Genomic DNA, 15,759 nt, shown 5'->3' on the forward strand with positions numbered 1-15,759 from the left:
AGTTATAGAATTTTTGTAAAAATTAAATCATCGATTGACCGTTCCTATAATTTGAAAATTAATGCGAACTTTAAGGTTTGCAGGGAAGTTTACTTCTTTTGTACCTTCAAACCCAACATTGAACCCAATTATACATGATCAAGTCAAGTGTAGATCCTGCGTGTACCGGACAGTTTTCCCAATTGTTTTTAGACTATATCAAGCAAAAGCCTTTATTGAGTCCATTTTTCAATGTCTATCCCCAGATCAAAAATTTCGAATCCCTTACCAATGGAAAGAATTTCACGCCGCACAATAGGGAAGTTTTACATAAGGCCTTAGAAAAACAATACGAAGGACTGCAGGTTTCCGAATTGACTGCTCATCAGATACAATCTCTCAGGAGTTCAGAAACCTTCACGGTGACTACAGGGCATCAGCTCAACCTCTTTACGGGTCCGCTGTATTTTATTTATAAGATTGTTTCTACCATCAATTTGGCAGAGCAGCTCAAAGCAGCTTATCCGCCGTATCACTTTGTACCCGTCTATTGGATGGCGTCCGAGGACCATGACTTTGATGAAATCAACTACTTCAAGTTGGACGGTAAAAAATACCAATGGCAATCGGATCAAAAAGGACCGGTAGGAGATTTTCAATTGGATCAAAGTTTCAGAACTTTCTTTAAAGAGATAGCCCATATCGTGCCTGATTTTTTTAAGGAAGCCTATTTGGATTCGGCCACCCTGAGTGAAGCAGTGAGAAAATATGTTCATCATCTTTTTGGCGAAAGAGGGCTTTTGATCGTGGATGGAAATGACCCGGATCTCAAAGCCCTATTTAGTCAGGTGATAAGAGAGGATTTGTTTTCCCATCTTCCCCATAAATTGGTTCAGAAACAGACGGAGGAACTGGAACAGTTGGGCTATAAAAGCCAGATTTTTCCAAGAGAGATCAACCTGTTTTACACTGAAAAGGGCTTAAGGGAAAGAATTGAAATTGATGCTCATGGGCAGTATAGGGTTTTGAATACCGATATTGTTTTCAGCAGGGAAGAAATCGAATTATTGGTCGATCAGTTTCCTGAAAAGTTCAGCCCTAATGTGGTTTTGAGGCCGCTGTATCAGGAAATGATACTTCCCAACCTGGCGTATTTGGGAGGGCCTGCTGAAGTGGTCTATTGGTTACAGTTGAAGCCTGTGTTTGACCATTTTGGAATTCAGTTTCCGGCCTTATTGCCAAGGAATTTTGCAATGGTATTGGACACTGCCATTCAAAGAAAAATCAGCAAACTTGGATTGGAGGATATGGAGCTTTTCCAAAGTGTGGAGGAATGGAAAAAGCAATTCCTTATGGAACACGCTTCTTTTGATTTTACCTTGGCACAAGAGAAAGAGGCCCTCAAAAAGATTTTTGATCTGGCACAGGAGAAAGCCGTTGGTCTGGACCAAACCTTAGAAGGGGCATTTCAAGCGGGCAAAGTGAGGGCTTCCAAAATTCTGGAGCAATTGTCGGTAAAGGTAAGGAAAGCAGAAGAAAGAAGGCAGACGGTGCATATCCGTCAGCGCATGGAGATACATGAGTACCTTAATCCAGGAGGTTCACCCCAGGAGAGGGTGGAGAATTTTATGCGTTTTTATCTAGGTAATGAGCAATTTATCCAAGAATTATTTGAGCTATTTGATCCATTGGATTTCAATTATGTCATTTTAAAAATGAACCATGGATAAAGAATCTATTCGGACTGCTTTCAAAGAAAAAAGACGGGCTTTATCAAAAGAGGAAATCCGGCTTTTCTCAGAGAAAATTTCAGATTACCTCTTTCAGTATTTAAAGGAGTATGATGCAATAAAACATATCCACCTTTTTTTGCCCATAGACCGTTTCCATGAGGTGGATACTTTTCCCCTGTATTACACCTTGCAAAGCAAAGGTTATAGAATTTATACATCAGTGGTTAACAAGCTCAAAGATAACTTGGAGACCTTGGACATTTCCGGTGTAGATCAATTTGAATCAGATCCTTGGGGAATTCCGGTTCCGGTAAATGCCAAACTTGTTGATCCTGATGAAATTCAAATGGTCCTAATTCCTCTTTTAGCTTATGACCGCCGTGGATTTAGGTTGGGATATGGAAAAGGATATTATGATAAATACCTGGCGAGTTTAAAAAGAAATGTCATCAAGATAGGGCTTAGTTTTTTTGAACCGCTGGACTACATCCCTGATGAGTCACATGACATACCCTTGGATTATTGTATCAGGCCGGATGGAATTCTGAAGTTTTGATCAGGATGTAATTCCTTTACGCTCTAGTTGAATTTTTTTATCTGCTTCGGTTGTGACATATCTATCTCAGGCTAAAAAAAAGGCGGATGATTTTTCAATTTTTGCATTTTGATAAAACCAAGGCAATTTCCAATTTTTACCTTCTGGAATAAATTGTCGATGACTCCTAAATTGCTTTGATTATTCGGTATTATATTTTATAATTGAACCAAATGGGACTTGCTAATGCAATAACATTTTGTTTAGTATAAAATGTAAAAAATTTTATTTTAAAATATCAAGTTCAAATTAATGCTTTTGAAAAGCAATTTATTCAGGGCACGGTAATTGCGTTTAATCGGTAGTTGAAAAAGTTTATCAGTATGAGAAAAGTTTGTTTTTTGCTTTTGTTTTTTGGCAGTTTTTCTGTCCAACAACAGGCCTTCGCCCAATACACAACTGGGATTGGGGTCAGAACAGGTGTAACCAATGGCATTACAGTCAGGCATTTTATTGGGCAGGAGTCGGCTATTGAAGGACTCTTTCATACCCGCTGGGGTGGATTGATCGTCACAGGTTTGTATGAGGTGCACAAAGACATCAGGGATGTCAAGGGGTTGGGGTGGTTTTTTGGAGGTGGGGCCCATTATGGGACCTGGAATGCCAAAAACAGCAACAGATCCTGGGGCGATAATTCCGTAAGTACAAGTGCATACGGTTTGGATGCTATAATAGGACTGGATTATGCCTTTGGCAGAAGGGCACCTCTAAATCTCTCTTTGGACTGGAAGCCGGCCATCAATTTTGGAGAAGGAGGTTTCTGGTGGGATGAGATAGGTATTTCTATCCGCTATGTTTTTTGATTTTTTGGACCTGATCCTTGATTCAGGTCCAAAAATCACCCTCGATACAGAATTTTGCTTCTTTTTTATTTAGCCATGAAAAAAAATTCAAACATGGCTTGGCTTAGGTTTTAATTTTTCTGGTACGGTTGAATTTTTTTCAATAAAAACGTTAAGTGGTTATTGAATATTTATTAATACCTGGCTTTGGATATTTTTTATATAGCATAAGACCTATTTTTTTTAAAGATTAGAAAAATTTTCTTAAGAATTTTTACAAAATAATATTTTGATAACTGTGGCATGACTATGGATTTTTTTGACATAACAGTTGATAATATTCCCTTTTCCAAATAATCCTTTTTTTATGCCGTTCAAAGCTTAAAAAACCCGTTTGTTTGCTGAAATTCCTTAAAATATTGCTTAAAAAAGAATTGCTGTTGTTTAAGCAAGAAGAGAGCTCCACAAATTGCTTAAAGGTCAAATGTTTTGTAAAAAAAACGTTAATGTTTGTTAAAGTTGGCGGATTTTGAAAAGTGCAATAATTAATTTTTATTTACGCATCAACTAAACTAAAATACCTTATGAGAAAAGCTTTACTCTTTGTTATTGCGCTTTTCACCATGGCACTTACGTTTGAGGTGTCGGCGCAACAACGGGTAATTACCGGAAAGGTAATTTCCGACGAAGACGGACTGGGCTTGCCAGGCGCGTCCGTGCTTGTCAAAGGTACGACCATAGGTACTACCACCGATTTGGATGGTAATTACTCTATCAACGTACCAGCAGGATCTAATGTGCTGATCTTCTCTTTTGTGGGTTTGAAAACACAAGAAGAGGCAATCGGTAACAGATCCGTAATCAATGTGACCCTTACTATTGATGCCGCCACCTTAGGTGAAGTCGTTGTGACAGCGATCGGTATCGAGAAGGAAAAGAAAGCCCTTGGATATGCGGTATCTACCGTGGGCGACGAACTTATCCAAAACAGACCTGAGGCTGACGTTTCCAGGGTATTACAAGGTAAAGTTGCCGGTGTAAATATCACTGCTACCAACGGTATGTCAGGTTCCGGTACCAACATCATTATCAGGGGTTATTCCTCTGCTACTGGTTCTAACCAGCCATTGTTTGTTGTGGATGGTGTTCCTTTTAACTCTGGAACCAATGCCACTTCCGGCTTTACCACTGGTGGTGCACAGACTTCCAGCCGTTTCTTGGATATTGATCCAAACAACATCGAGAACGTATCTGTATTGAAAGGTCTTTCTGCAACCGTATTATACGGTGATCAAGGTAGAAACGGTGTAATCTTGATTACTACCAAATCAGGTACCAGAAAAAGAAAAGCAGCTGAAGTAACAATCAACCAATCTGTATTTGGTAACCAGGCAGCTTCTTTGCCAACCTTTGGTTCTATTTATGGTAACGGCTTCCAGCAGCAACCTGGTCTCTTCTTTTCCAACTATGGACCTAGAATGGATATCGGTCTCACAGTTAGGCATCCTATTGGAAGTACAGCCATACCTGCAATCGAAGCAGCATTCCCAGAGTTTTTTGATCCTAATCTAGTTTCTCCTTCTAATCCGAAAGGTATTATTGATTATCCTTATCAAGCTTATGAAGATGTTAGTAAGGTTTTCTTCAGAACTGGCGTAGTTTCTAATACTTCAGTTCAGATTTCTGGTGGTTCAGACAGAACTGGATTCAATGCTTCTTTTGGTTATACAGACGAATCAGGATTTACTCCTGGTAACGAACTGGCCAAATACAATTTCGGTCTGGGTATCAACTCTGCTGTAACAGATAAATTGTCAGTTAACTCCAGCTTTACCTTTGCAAGGACAAATTTGGTTACTCCACCGGTAAACGCAGCTTTTGGTTCCGGACCATCTGGTGGTATACCATCTATTTTTGCAAACACACTTTATATTCCAAGATCTTATGACCTGAAAAACCTCCCCTGGGAAATCCCAACAACCAGAGGTTCTGTAATGCACAGGGCAGGTAATGACCAGGTGAACCCAATCTGGATGTCAAAAAACATGTTGGATTACTCTGTGGTAGACAGATTCTTCAATTCAACATCATTGAACTATGACTTCAATGACAAGTTTGCACTTACTTATAGATTTGGTTTGGATACATACACTGAAACCAGAGATGCGCAGTATAATAAAGGTGCTGGTTTGGGTGTAAGTGCCTTGGTCAACTCAGGTTATTACAGATCCATTTCCATCAGAAACTCCATCTGGAACCAGGATTTGGTATTGACGTATAGAACAGATTTTTCTGATAAAATCGGTTTTACAGCCTTATTGGGTGGTAATTCCCGTTATGATAAATTTGAAAGAAGCGGTTTGGCATCTTCCAACCAATTGGCTTTCGGACTATTCAACCATGGTAACTTCCTGGATGTATCTTCCAGAGATCCATTGAACGGCTTGGTCTTTGACAGACTGGTAGAAGAGCAGAGAATGGGGGTTTATGCCAACGTTACTTTGGATTATGACGATTATCTATTCCTTAACTTGTCTGCCAGAAACGACTGGACTTCTACTGTTGAAAAAGAAAATAGAAGGATCCTTTATCCAGGTGCCTCTGTATCTTTCTTGCCTTCAGATGCCTTCAACTGGAATTCTTCTACTTTGAATGACCTGAAATTGAGATTAGGATATGGTACTTCTGCCGGTTTCCCAAGCCCTTACAGTACAAGGAATATTCTAGTTCAAAGTCCTAGAGCTTTCATTAATACTGGTGGTACTTTGTTCCAATCCCAATCTTTGGCAACTACTTTGGGTAACCCTAACCTGAAGCCTGAATTGCATGAGGAATTTGAGTTTGGTGTAGAATCAACCATGTTCAATAATAAATTGAGATTTGATCTTTCCTTGTATCAGAAAAATACCAGAAACCTGATTACAGATGCTCCTATTGATCCAGCAACTGGATTTGTTTTGACAGCTATCAACATCGGTAGAATCAGAAACAGGGGTATTGAATTCCAGGCTACAGCTACCCCGATCAGTACACCAAGTGGTTTCAGATGGGAGTCTATTGTAAACTTCACTCTTTACAGAACGGTGACCATGGAATTGGGTGAGGGATTGGATGAGATCGTAGTAGCTGGATTTACCGATTTGGGTAACTTTGCTATACCAGGAAGACCTTTCAATATCATCAAAGGTTTTGGTTTCGAAAGATCTGATGATGGCCAACCCATTGTATTGCCAAATGGTGATTACCAAGTATCATCTGAATTGGTTGAAATCGGAGACCCTAACCCAGCTTGGACAGGTTCTTGGATCAATACCTTTAGATATAAAGGATTTTTCCTTAATGCGATGGTTGAATACAGACATAGAGGAGCTATCTTCTCCAATACTGTAACTGCTACGCTGGCAAGGGGTGTTACAAAAGACCCTGTAGTAGATAGGGAATTGACTTTCATTCTTCCAGGAGTGAAAAGGACACCTGAAGGAGGATTTGTACCAAATGACATTCAGGTAACTGCCTCCAACTACTTCTTCAATAACTACCATGGAGCTGTGGACGCGGCCAACGTATTTGATGGATCAGTTATCAGATTGAGAGAAGTTTCACTAGGATATGATATTCCAGGCAGCGTGATTTCAAGAACTCCGTTCAAGAGGGCTTCTGTGGCGCTTTCCGCTACAAACCTTTGGTTCAGAGCCCTTAACTTCCCTCCAAACATGAACTTCGATCCAGATGTTTTAGGTACTGGTGTGGGTAACGGTTTGGGCTTTGATTTCGTGACAGGACCTAGTTCCAGAAGATTTGGTGGTACAGTAACTCTTGCTTTCTAATCACCTAAAACGAAAAGACAATGAAAAGAATATTATATAGCTTATTTACTGCCCTAAGTTTATTGGTGGTAAGTGCCTGTGACCTGGATCTGCAGGATGATCCCAATGCAGTAACTAGAGATACGGCTAACCCCGACCTGGTCCTTAACAGGATACAGTTGGATTTTCCTAGCCATTTTGATGGTACTAGTTTCTATGGAATGAGATTGACAAGGATGATGAGCCAGCCAAATAACTTGTATGAGCAGGCTTATATTCCGGTTAACTTCAATGGTATTTGGACAAATTCTTATGCCAACCTATTGAATGATATCAAGTTCTTGGAAGATATTGCTACTGAGCGAAATTTCCAAAGACATTTGGGTATTGCCAGGACTTTGAAGGCCTATATTCTGATGAATTTGGTGGATTGGTTTGGCGATATTCCTTATTCTGAGGCATTGAACCCAAATAACTTCAATCCTAAATTGGATAACGGCTCAGCAGTGTATGCTGAAGCATTGGCTATTTTGGATCAAGCAGCCGCTAACTTCACTGCAACTCCATCTGCGGGTACTCCTCAGGATTTGTACTACAATAGGGATTATACCAAATGGAGAAAGCTTATCAATACCTTGAAACTGAGAGCCCATCTGAATCTGAAATTGACCAATGCTGCCGGTTCTGCTACAGCAATCAATTCTTTGATAGCAGATGGTAACCTGATCGGTAATGGTGATGACTTTGTTTTCCGATTTGGAACCAACTTCACAGATCCTGCTTCACAGCATCCTTATTACAACCAGTATAATAACGGTGGTGGAGGTGAATACCACTCGACTTGGTACATGTTTCATTTGACTCAAGCCAAAGGATTCGATGATCCAAGAGCCAGGTATTACCTTTACAGACAGAGGATCGCCAATCCTACGGATCCTGATCAATTGAGATGTATTTCTGAGATTGCTCCAGGACATTACCTTGCTGGAGGCTGGCCATTCTGTCTTCCTGGTAATAGAGGATATTGGGGTAGAGACCACCTCAATGCAGAAGGTATTCCACCAGATGGTCCTTTGAGAACTCAGTGGGGTGTATATCCTATCGGAGGTCGTTTTGATAATGATGCCAATGTTTCTGTGACTAGAGGTGCTGGAGCAAACGGTGCCGGTATCTGGCCTATTATGATGGCATCCTATGTGGATTTCATGAGAGCTGAGGCTGCTTTGACCATTACTGGTGTTAATGGAAACCCAAGGGAATTGTTGGAAAGTGGTATCAGAAAGTCTATGAATTTTGTAAGGTCATTCTCAGTTGCTTCCTCAGGAACCAATGCCACTGCGATTCAAGCTTGGCAAAATGATGCTGCCTATTCAACTTCCATAAATAACTACGTCAATTTTGTTGTTAACGAGTGGAATGCAGCTCCTAACAATGATAGAAGGATGAATTTGATCGGACGTGAATATTGGTTGGCTTTGTTTGGTAATGGTAATGAGGCATATAACTTGTACAGGAGGACTGGAAAACCTGACAACATGCAGCCTGGTCTGCTTGAAAGCTTCGGTGTATTCCCAAGATCTCTACCTTATCCTAACAACCATGCAGTGACCAATAACAATTCCCAACCAAAGGCGGGACTTAATGTAAGGGTTTTCTGGGATAACAATCCAATTGGCACCTTCCCAACTGGGATATATTAATCTTTGACCTTTAAATTGAAAGTTATGAAAATTAATAAAATTGGTTTTGGATTTTTGATGTCCCTCATGATGGTATTTACTGCCTGTGTGGACTTTGTAGATCCTAATATACCATACAAAACATTTGATACTGCTCTTTATCTAAGAACATTGGAGCGTTCTACGGACCTCAATTTCTTTAGTTTGGGCAATGCGCGCGTTAGATTGGTCTTAGAGGCCGTAGATGCTGAAGGTGGTGAAACACTTCAATCTGTGGAAATTAGAGTGAGACATAGAAGATTGATCACTGGAGTGGGTTTCCAATATATTCCTACTGGTACTGCTAGCAATGTACAAGATGTGTTGGTAAAGACCTTAACAAAAGCTGATTTCCAAAAAGCGACAGAAAACCCTAATCATCCTACTCAAACTTATTTGAGGACGACAGTTGAGGTGACTGCCACTGAAATGATTGCAGCTTTGGGACTAACTCCGGCGCAGATTGAAGGTGGTGATGCTTTTGAAGTAAGGTTGCGTGCCACAGATAGATTTGGAAGGGTATTTACCGATACCAATAGGTCAGCTGACGTTGCTGGTGGTTTCTTCTATGCTTCTCCTTTCTTCTATGCAGCTAGTGTTGTTTGTCCTTCTGACCTTGTGGGTACTTACCGATTCAGACATGATGGGGCTACAGGTCCTTTAGGTTCCTGCCCTCCTTCATTTGAAGGTACCACTACCTGGACCAGAGTTTCACCAACAAGCTACCGGGTATCTGACGGAACCTTCGGTTACTGGGCTTGTATCGGTGATACTTGGGGAACAGGAAATGTAGTTGTTGCAGATGCTTGCGGTAGATTGACCATGAGCGGTGCTGATAAATACGGTGACCTTTACTCCATGGAAGTTATAAGTTCAAGTACCACTGAATTGGTATTCAGATGGGTGAATACTTACGGTGAATCCGGAACTGTGACCATGTTTGCCAATGAAGGTAAACCATTCCCGGCCGGTTTAAGGTAATAATCAAGTTAACTAGTAAACTTTCTTCATACAAAAAGCAGCGCTCGATGAGCGCTGTTTTTTTTATGAAATTGAATTCGATAGTCCTTTTTCCTAGTTGCATAAGAATCTGAATTTTAATTAACTGACTATTCGTAATGGTGCCTGTTTAAGTAAATAGAAGCTACCATTAATCTGTTAACAATCTTACTCCAAAGTACCTTCTGTTTAGTTTATAGAGAAACTCATTCAGGTAATTCTGCAAATACTTCTCACTGGTCGTAAGATAGATTCCCAATAGGTTCTAAATAAGATTACTTATTGCCACATGTAACCAACTTAAATCTACTTTTGTGGAAGCTGGAAATGATTTATTCTTAACATGTTCTTCCACAAATCTTTCAAGATTGTAGTTAGCAGTTTTTTTATAATTTAAAAGGACTGATTTTGACATCACTGCATCTTCCACAAACTGCGCTACAGATTCTTTGGCGACCCCTGAAGTTCTTTCATTTTAAAGAACCTAGAATATCGGCTTTTTATACCCGAATTTGGAAACTTCGATGGAGTGGATTCTGATGATACTGTACCAATCGCATGGTTTTGGCTTCCCTTCACATGCCTTTGACCTTTTTGGACTTTATTTTTGGGTTGCTTTTCTAACATAACCTTCTCCATATTCAACCATACCTTTGAGAAAATACAGATCATCTTTTTTACCCATTACTGATCTTATCTTATGCATTAGATTAATCGCAGTCTCTTATTTTTTCAAATCCAATTATTTTTTAAATTAAAGACAGGAAAACCCTATTTTGGTGACTGGTATAAACAAAAAAGCTGTAGACTTGGTGTGTAAAGAAAGATTACTCGACTCGATGACTGTACCGGATTCAAGAGGAGATTATCTTCTGTATTTGCTGTACCCAAAAAAACTTCCTCTTCCTGAACTAATAGTAGTGCTTAGAGAATCATTTGCAGATCTTACAATAGATACCGATAATCTCCCAATATGTTTTTAAGAAGCTGTCAAAACTACCGTCGTTGTGAAAATGAATAATAAATTCAAATATTTTCATGGCTTTATGTATTTTAACCAAGCAACAAAAAAAACAAACCTAGAGATTCTTTTACATTAAATAACAAAGATTATTTGCTACTTGTTAATTCCGAAGAATCAGGAAATATTTTATCAATTTCCGAAATCGGGGTTGGTCTCAGGAAAAAAGAACATCTATGGCCTAAAGGTAATCGGAGTACGCTCTAACCAGATTTAATTTACGGATTTGCAACTTGGGAAATATAAGTTTCCACAATGCTTCAATGGTTGAACATATGACACCTGAAATTAAAATCTCATAATTTGAACGGGAAAAATAGATCATAATATTTCCCGTCCAATATTTACTGTTAACACTGTAACGAGCATTCTCATTAATGTCTTCAATCGGTCACAAAAGGCATCTGACTGATGAATGAGGCATCATCAATTTGTGTCAATATAAATTCAGCAAGGTCATGCCTACTGATTTTGGTACTGGCATTTACACCTACCCAACCTACCCTGTATTTTCCTTTAGGTGGGTCATTGGTTAATCTGGGGCCTCTAACAATGGTCCAATCCAGCCCGCTGCCCTTAAGGATCTCATGGTGCTTTACGGCATCGTTCAAAACTTTAGGTACTGCCACTTTCATGATGAACCTGATCAATAGATCCGGAAGTTTGGGCCTGTCTCTTTCCGGAAAAGGCAATCCTCCTCCCGAGAGCGAAATAATCCTTTTGATCTGAAACTTTTTCATGGCATCGGCTATCAGCCGTGTGCCATCCGTCTGAAGCCATTCCGGGGAACCTTTGACATGACCAAATAAACTGATCACAACCTGGGAATTCTCCAGGGTCTTTTCTACATCATAACTATTGAGAACATCTCCCTGGATGATTTCAAGATAAGGGTTCTGCACTGAAACCTTGGCCGGATTTCTTACCAAAGCTTTCACCCGAAAGCCCTTTTCAATTGCCTTTTTTAATACAATGCTTCCCGTCTGCCCGGAAGCACCAAACAATGCGATCGTTGTCATAGCTGTTTTTTCTGCAATCATAATCTGTTTTGATTATATTTACTATTTTTACAGTACACACCTTTTTGTAAGTATGGAACCTATAAAAGTAACAGCTAAGTGCCCAATCAGAACAACCTTAGAACTTCTGGGCGGCAAGTGGAAACTATTAATCATTTTCCAGTTAAAGGATGGGACCAAAAGGCTCTCGGAATTAAAAAAAGGCATTCCCGATATCAGCGAAAAAATGCTGATACAGGAATTAAAGAAATTGATGGACAGTGACCTGGTAACAAGAAAAAATTATGGTGAGGTACCTCCAAAAGTGGAATACAGTTTAACCGTGGCGGGAATGGCTGTTCTCCCCTTAATCGAGCAGTTGAAGCGCTTTGGGGAAGTGTACATTGCCAGCCGACAAATTCCTAGTCTGTAATGGGTAAGCTGCAATTTACCACTATGCATCATGCCGTTTTTCAACTAAGTTCAGGGACTTAATTTGAAGATCATCTATTAGAGGACAATGTACATTACCCTATTTTTGGTTGTACCTATTTGTATCCATGGTGGCCCAGATATGGCTGCCTTTTACCAAACACCACATAGATGCCAGACTGTGCCATTCTTGGTGTTTTATGAGCAGCCCTTTTTCAAATGCATCAGAAGAAAAGCATTCTAGGGGCAGTGTGGGTAAATGCTGAAGGCAGATTTGGGCAAATTGACCTTTGAGATCCTCTATGAAGTTCTTTACAAAATTGGTGGCACAAATTTTACTTTCGCCAAAGCGCTCCATTCTTAAATGAACCATATTGAATACATCGCCAATTAGAGATTCTTTGTGAAAAGACATGATATCATTCTCCAAAATGATAATCTTAGCTATAAGTCTGTTGAGCCTGGAAAGCAGTTGAGCGTTGATTTTATTCTGCGGAAACAATATATGCAAAAGGGTCCATGCAATCTGGAAACCCGAACTTTCTGTTTTGATTGACCAGTACTTTTTAAGGCTGGGAGTCTGTCTTTTTTTGCGGATCTGTTGTTCCTCCTCCCCCTTTCCCACAAAACGGATCACAGTATATAATAGCCGCAGACAATCACCCATACCCCATTTGGAGGTGAAAATCAGATCTAGAATGGAATCCATAAAGTCAAGCCTTTGGTCAGAAATGTTTCCGGCTATTTTGGAAGGAGTAGTCTGAACTGTTTTCCAAAAGTCACCATCATTCAATTGATCAGCCATGTCATCCATGATAAAAAGCAATGCAAAAAGCTTGGATATTACATCCAGATCCGATGGTTCAGCTAGAGGAAACAATCTTGCGGCAAAACAGTGAATACCGGTTTTTTCAAAAACCTTCAGATTTTCCTCTCCATTGATGATCCCGGAATTTTTAAGCCAACTTAGCACCTGAATTCTCAGAACCTCTTTGCAGGCCATCTCTGTTGGATACCACCTTTCTAGGATTTCCACCAATTCATGCTCATGGATAAGGTGATGGGATTTTCTTTCAAAGTTCAGCATATAGAGTAAGATTTATTAATAACAATACCTTGAAGTGCATAAAATCAGACTTTTTATAAAGCCACAGAAAGTATCAAATTAAAATTTTAAGGTTACTGTCACGTATAAGTGCATAAAAAACTGATATGTTATCAATAAAAAAGTCCCATTTGGGACCTCATATCTCTATTATCTAAAAACAAAGAAAAAAAATACAATTATCCAGACTGCCTTAGCCTGTGAATGGTACTTTTACCTATTCCTAACATGTGCTGAAAATCCTTTACTTGCAAGCATATTAAGAGATCTTTATGCATTTTCATAATTGCATTATAGGCATCAGCTTTGGGCTGTGAAAGAATTTCAGTATTCCAGTGGTAAAGCTTACTGATGATTTCATGGTTGATTTTTATCGCGAGGTCAGCTATTTCTGGAATCTGCTTTAAAACCATGGGCTCAATATCTTTTCTGAGTTCAACGCAGGTCACCTCATTTCTTGCCAAGAAAAGGGACGGACTTGGCTTTTGGGAAACATAAGACAGGAAATCAAATGCATTGTCCCCGTCACAAAAGACCATCCTGGTAATGGACTGTCCCTTATTGTTTAGGTGGTGCAGGGTTACTACACCTTTCCAGACGAGCCTGCTGTGAGTTTCCACTTCATTGAAGTTTTTGATGATACTGTTTCTTGGATAGGTCCTTACTTCAAGAAACTTTTCCAGTTTTAGGTAAGTAGACCAGTTTACCTTGGAAACTGTATCATACTTCTCTTTGAGCTGAATGAGTAGTAATCTGTCAATTTTCATAATTCTATCATTGAAAAATCCGGCAATATTTAAAAACAGGGCAAAATCCTTTTGGGACCTGAATATGGCCAGCTAAAACGAACCTTAGAACCCAAAAGGTAACCTATTGATAATCAATTTATAAAATAAATACTAAAAACCTTCATTATTTACCTATAAACACACTTAGAATGAGGAATTTAATCCCAAATGAAACCCGGGAACTTTAAAAATACCTAAAAATGCAAATATTCTTGAACAGATCCTATGACTTAAATCCGCATGATGCTTTGTGACACATAAGAGCGTATAACAATGAAAATCTTGAATGGTTGAAAACCTATAAGCATCATCAGAAAGTAATAAATAAAAGTAACCTGACAAAATTCAATTTTATTGTCCACTATTCCCTAAATGGGTTTTACTTTTTCATCTAGATAATAATTCTCCAGGTTTCATTTGGGACTTTTTTCGCACAAAACCATAAGAAATATTCAAGCTTTCTTTCAAAAAGAATCACTTTACCAATAATTTGAATAAAAATTAAAAGCCAAACTCAGCGGGGAAAACAAAACGAAAAATCAAATGAGGGCAATGTATGTACATAAAGGCAATAAAAAAGTAAGGAGCTTATTGCTTGAAGTAATTCCCTACGTATTGGCCTTTTTATTTCTTTACACAGGCTTCAGCAAGCTGATGGATCCTGTTGGAACCTATCAGGGGCTCAGCAATCAGGTTTTGCCTACCCTACTTGCCGAACTGTTGTTTTATAGCTTACCTCCCATTGAGCTGACAATTGCGGTCCTACTTTTAAAGGACAGGACTATCAAAATAGGATTAGCATCATTTTCAATCCTGATGACTGTATTCAGCGCCTACATCATATTGGTACTTACGGGAGTATTCGGAAGGGTCCCTTGTAGTTGTGGTGGGGTATTGAACAGCCTGGGCTGGTGGGAACACTTATGGTTCAACCTCTTTTTCCTTGGATTGGCAGGGATAGGATTGAAGTTAAAGAGTGAAAAATGAAGATACAAGGCAAAAGATACAAGACTCAAGAGATAAGAGACAAGAAATAAGAGCTAAGACAAAATATCAGGAAATGAAATAAATCTTCTGGATCTTTTACCAGGTAGGGGGTCAGGAAGTGAGGGGATAAAAAAAACCGGCCGTTCCTCTCCAAAGATCAATAGGTCAGGATCAAAACGACCGGAATTACTTTAACTATATTAAACAATCAAAATTATGAAAAATCAAATCAAAAACCTGTTACGTGCAGGAGTATTTATGTTGGCAGCAGTATTAGCTTTTGCTTTTACCAAGCCGGTTGATGCATTACAGCCAAAGTATGCAGTCGACTCACAAGGAAGACTCTATGATTTGACTGGAGTCAACCAAGGCAGCGGTGTAAATGAGTATCAATGTATTCTTTCTGAAAACACGTGTACTTGGGCTGATATAGATTTGACAACTCCAATGCAGACCGAAGCTCAATTTGTACCGGGTTCTGGTCTCCAACCTATTGGAGAATAACTAATATCTTATAATAAACACCCTTCAAGAAAGTTCTTGAAGGGTGTTTCTGTTATAATGCTGGATTAAGTTCAAACTCGTTGGGTGGGATAATGATAAAATATCTAGTTGGATCAGTTCCTATTGAGAAAGGACACTATCCCGATAAGTGTGTAAACTTTAAATTATGATTTTATGGTCAGGTTTCAAGAAGCCTGACCCTATCACCAAATATAAGCAGGAAACTGTTAAGGATAGTACCCCAGTCTCGAATGGGCATAGTCCATTTTTTCGATGCTTCCCTTGCAGCGAGGAAAACAGACTTCATAACAG

General features: G+C 39.3%; 12 protein-coding genes and 2 pseudogenes. 9 read left to right on the plus strand and 5 right to left on the minus strand.

The features are described 5' to 3' along the window. The first annotated feature begins 134 nt into the window (after window positions 1–134). The 6 genes from bshC (at window position 135) to CLV48_RS14835 (ending at window position 9,594) form a co-directional block, all read left to right on the plus strand. Complete coding sequence (bshC, locus tag CLV48_RS14810) at window positions 135–1,709, plus strand: bacillithiol biosynthesis cysteine-adding enzyme BshC (RefSeq protein ID WP_106568070.1); 1,575 nt, start codon at window positions 135–137, stop codon at window positions 1,707–1,709. After that, a complete protein-coding gene (locus CLV48_RS14815; RefSeq protein ID WP_106568071.1) occupies window positions 1,702–2,268 on the plus strand; it encodes a 5-formyltetrahydrofolate cyclo-ligase in 567 nt (188 codons plus the stop codon). The genes bshC and CLV48_RS14815 overlap by 8 nt, the downstream gene beginning before the upstream one ends. Window positions 2,269–2,630: 362 nt before the next feature. Next, window positions 2,631–3,110 carry a hypothetical protein gene (locus CLV48_RS14820; RefSeq protein ID WP_106568072.1) on the plus strand — a complete coding sequence of 160 codons (480 nt, stop codon included), beginning with the start codon at window positions 2,631–2,633 and terminating at the stop codon, window positions 3,108–3,110. Between the two features lie 563 nt (window positions 3,111–3,673). Continuing rightward, the gene (locus CLV48_RS14825) at window positions 3,674–6,916 is read left to right on the plus strand and encodes a SusC/RagA family TonB-linked outer membrane protein (RefSeq protein WP_106568073.1); all 3,243 of its coding nucleotides are present in this window, start codon (window positions 3,674–3,676) and stop codon (window positions 6,914–6,916) included. A 20-nt stretch (window positions 6,917–6,936) separates the two neighbouring features. Continuing rightward, window positions 6,937–8,595, plus strand: a complete 1,659-nt coding sequence (locus CLV48_RS14830; protein ID WP_106568074.1) for a SusD/RagB family nutrient-binding outer membrane lipoprotein — start codon at window positions 6,937–6,939, stop codon at window positions 8,593–8,595. 24 nt (window positions 8,596–8,619) lie between these two features. Further along, complete coding sequence (locus CLV48_RS14835; RefSeq protein WP_106568075.1) at window positions 8,620–9,594, plus strand: hypothetical protein; 975 nt, start codon at window positions 8,620–8,622, stop codon at window positions 9,592–9,594. A gap of 128 nt (window positions 9,595–9,722) precedes the next feature. Here CLV48_RS14835 and CLV48_RS14840 read toward each other — a convergent pair. Together CLV48_RS14840 and CLV48_RS14845 are read right to left on the minus strand one after the other, a co-directional pair. Beyond that, window positions 9,723–10,652 (minus strand): annotated as a pseudogene (locus CLV48_RS14840) (IS1595 family transposase). A gap of 364 nt (window positions 10,653–11,016) precedes the next feature. After that, window positions 11,017–11,652 carry an NAD(P)-dependent oxidoreductase gene (locus tag CLV48_RS14845; RefSeq protein ID WP_106568076.1) on the minus strand — a complete coding sequence of 212 codons (636 nt, stop codon included), beginning with the start codon at window positions 11,650–11,652 and terminating at the stop codon, window positions 11,017–11,019. Between the two features lie 73 nt (window positions 11,653–11,725). Between CLV48_RS14845 and CLV48_RS14850 the strand changes: the two genes are divergently transcribed. Next, entirely contained in the window at window positions 11,726–12,064 is a 339-nt protein-coding gene (locus CLV48_RS14850) for a winged helix-turn-helix transcriptional regulator (RefSeq protein WP_106568077.1), read from the plus strand. A gap of 99 nt (window positions 12,065–12,163) precedes the next feature. Here the strand turns inward: CLV48_RS14850 and CLV48_RS14855 are convergent, their stop codons facing one another. Then, entirely contained in the window at window positions 12,164–13,150 is a 987-nt protein-coding gene (locus tag CLV48_RS14855) for a terpene synthase family protein (RefSeq protein ID WP_106568078.1), read from the minus strand. 197 nt (window positions 13,151–13,347) lie between these two features. Beyond that, window positions 13,348–13,935 carry a cyclic nucleotide-binding domain-containing protein gene (locus CLV48_RS14860; protein ID WP_106568079.1) on the minus strand — a complete coding sequence of 196 codons (588 nt, stop codon included), beginning with the start codon at window positions 13,933–13,935 and terminating at the stop codon, window positions 13,348–13,350. 564 nt (window positions 13,936–14,499) lie between these two features. Here CLV48_RS14860 and CLV48_RS14865 point away from each other — a divergent pair. Together CLV48_RS14865 and CLV48_RS14870 are read left to right on the plus strand one after the other, a co-directional pair. Beyond that, window positions 14,500–14,943, plus strand: a complete 444-nt coding sequence (locus CLV48_RS14865; protein WP_211299948.1) for a MauE/DoxX family redox-associated membrane protein — start codon at window positions 14,500–14,502, stop codon at window positions 14,941–14,943. 216 nt (window positions 14,944–15,159) lie between these two features. Further along, a complete protein-coding gene (locus CLV48_RS14870) occupies window positions 15,160–15,447 on the plus strand; it encodes an LptA/OstA family protein (protein ID WP_106568080.1) in 288 nt (95 codons plus the stop codon). 178 nt (window positions 15,448–15,625) lie between these two features. On the opposite strand, the pseudogene CLV48_RS20915 reads toward CLV48_RS14870, so the two are convergent. Further along, window positions 15,626–15,759: pseudogene (locus tag CLV48_RS20915) on the minus strand (IS256 family transposase); the annotation flags it as partial.

Origin of the sequence: Cecembia rubra, assembly GCF_003014575.1 — a bacterium.
Lineage (GTDB): Bacteria > Bacteroidota > Bacteroidia > Cytophagales > Cyclobacteriaceae > Cecembia_A > Cecembia_A rubra.

Coding starts and splice junctions, on each gene's coding strand:
- bshC (WP_106568070.1), top strand. CDS start 135: ATGATCAAGTCAAGTGTAGATCCTGCGTGTACCGGACAGTTTTCCCAA.
- CLV48_RS14860 (WP_106568079.1), bottom strand. CDS start 13,935: ATGAAAATTGACAGATTACTACTCATTCAGCTCAAAGAGAAGTATGAT.
- CLV48_RS14845 (WP_106568076.1), bottom strand. CDS start 11,652: ATGACAACGATCGCATTGTTTGGTGCTTCCGGGCAGACGGGAAGCATT.
- CLV48_RS14815 (WP_106568071.1), top strand. CDS start 1,702: ATGGATAAAGAATCTATTCGGACTGCTTTCAAAGAAAAAAGACGGGCT.
- CLV48_RS14830 (WP_106568074.1), top strand. CDS start 6,937: ATGAAAAGAATATTATATAGCTTATTTACTGCCCTAAGTTTATTGGTG.
- CLV48_RS14855 (WP_106568078.1), bottom strand. CDS start 13,150: ATGCTGAACTTTGAAAGAAAATCCCATCACCTTATCCATGAGCATGAA.
- CLV48_RS14825 (WP_106568073.1), top strand. CDS start 3,674: ATGAGAAAAGCTTTACTCTTTGTTATTGCGCTTTTCACCATGGCACTT.
- CLV48_RS14820 (WP_106568072.1), top strand. CDS start 2,631: ATGAGAAAAGTTTGTTTTTTGCTTTTGTTTTTTGGCAGTTTTTCTGTC.
- CLV48_RS14870 (WP_106568080.1), top strand. CDS start 15,160: ATGAAAAATCAAATCAAAAACCTGTTACGTGCAGGAGTATTTATGTTG.
- CLV48_RS14850 (WP_106568077.1), top strand. CDS start 11,726: ATGGAACCTATAAAAGTAACAGCTAAGTGCCCAATCAGAACAACCTTA.
- CLV48_RS14835 (WP_106568075.1), top strand. CDS start 8,620: ATGAAAATTAATAAAATTGGTTTTGGATTTTTGATGTCCCTCATGATG.
- CLV48_RS14865 (WP_211299948.1), top strand. CDS start 14,500: ATGAGGGCAATGTATGTACATAAAGGCAATAAAAAAGTAAGGAGCTTA.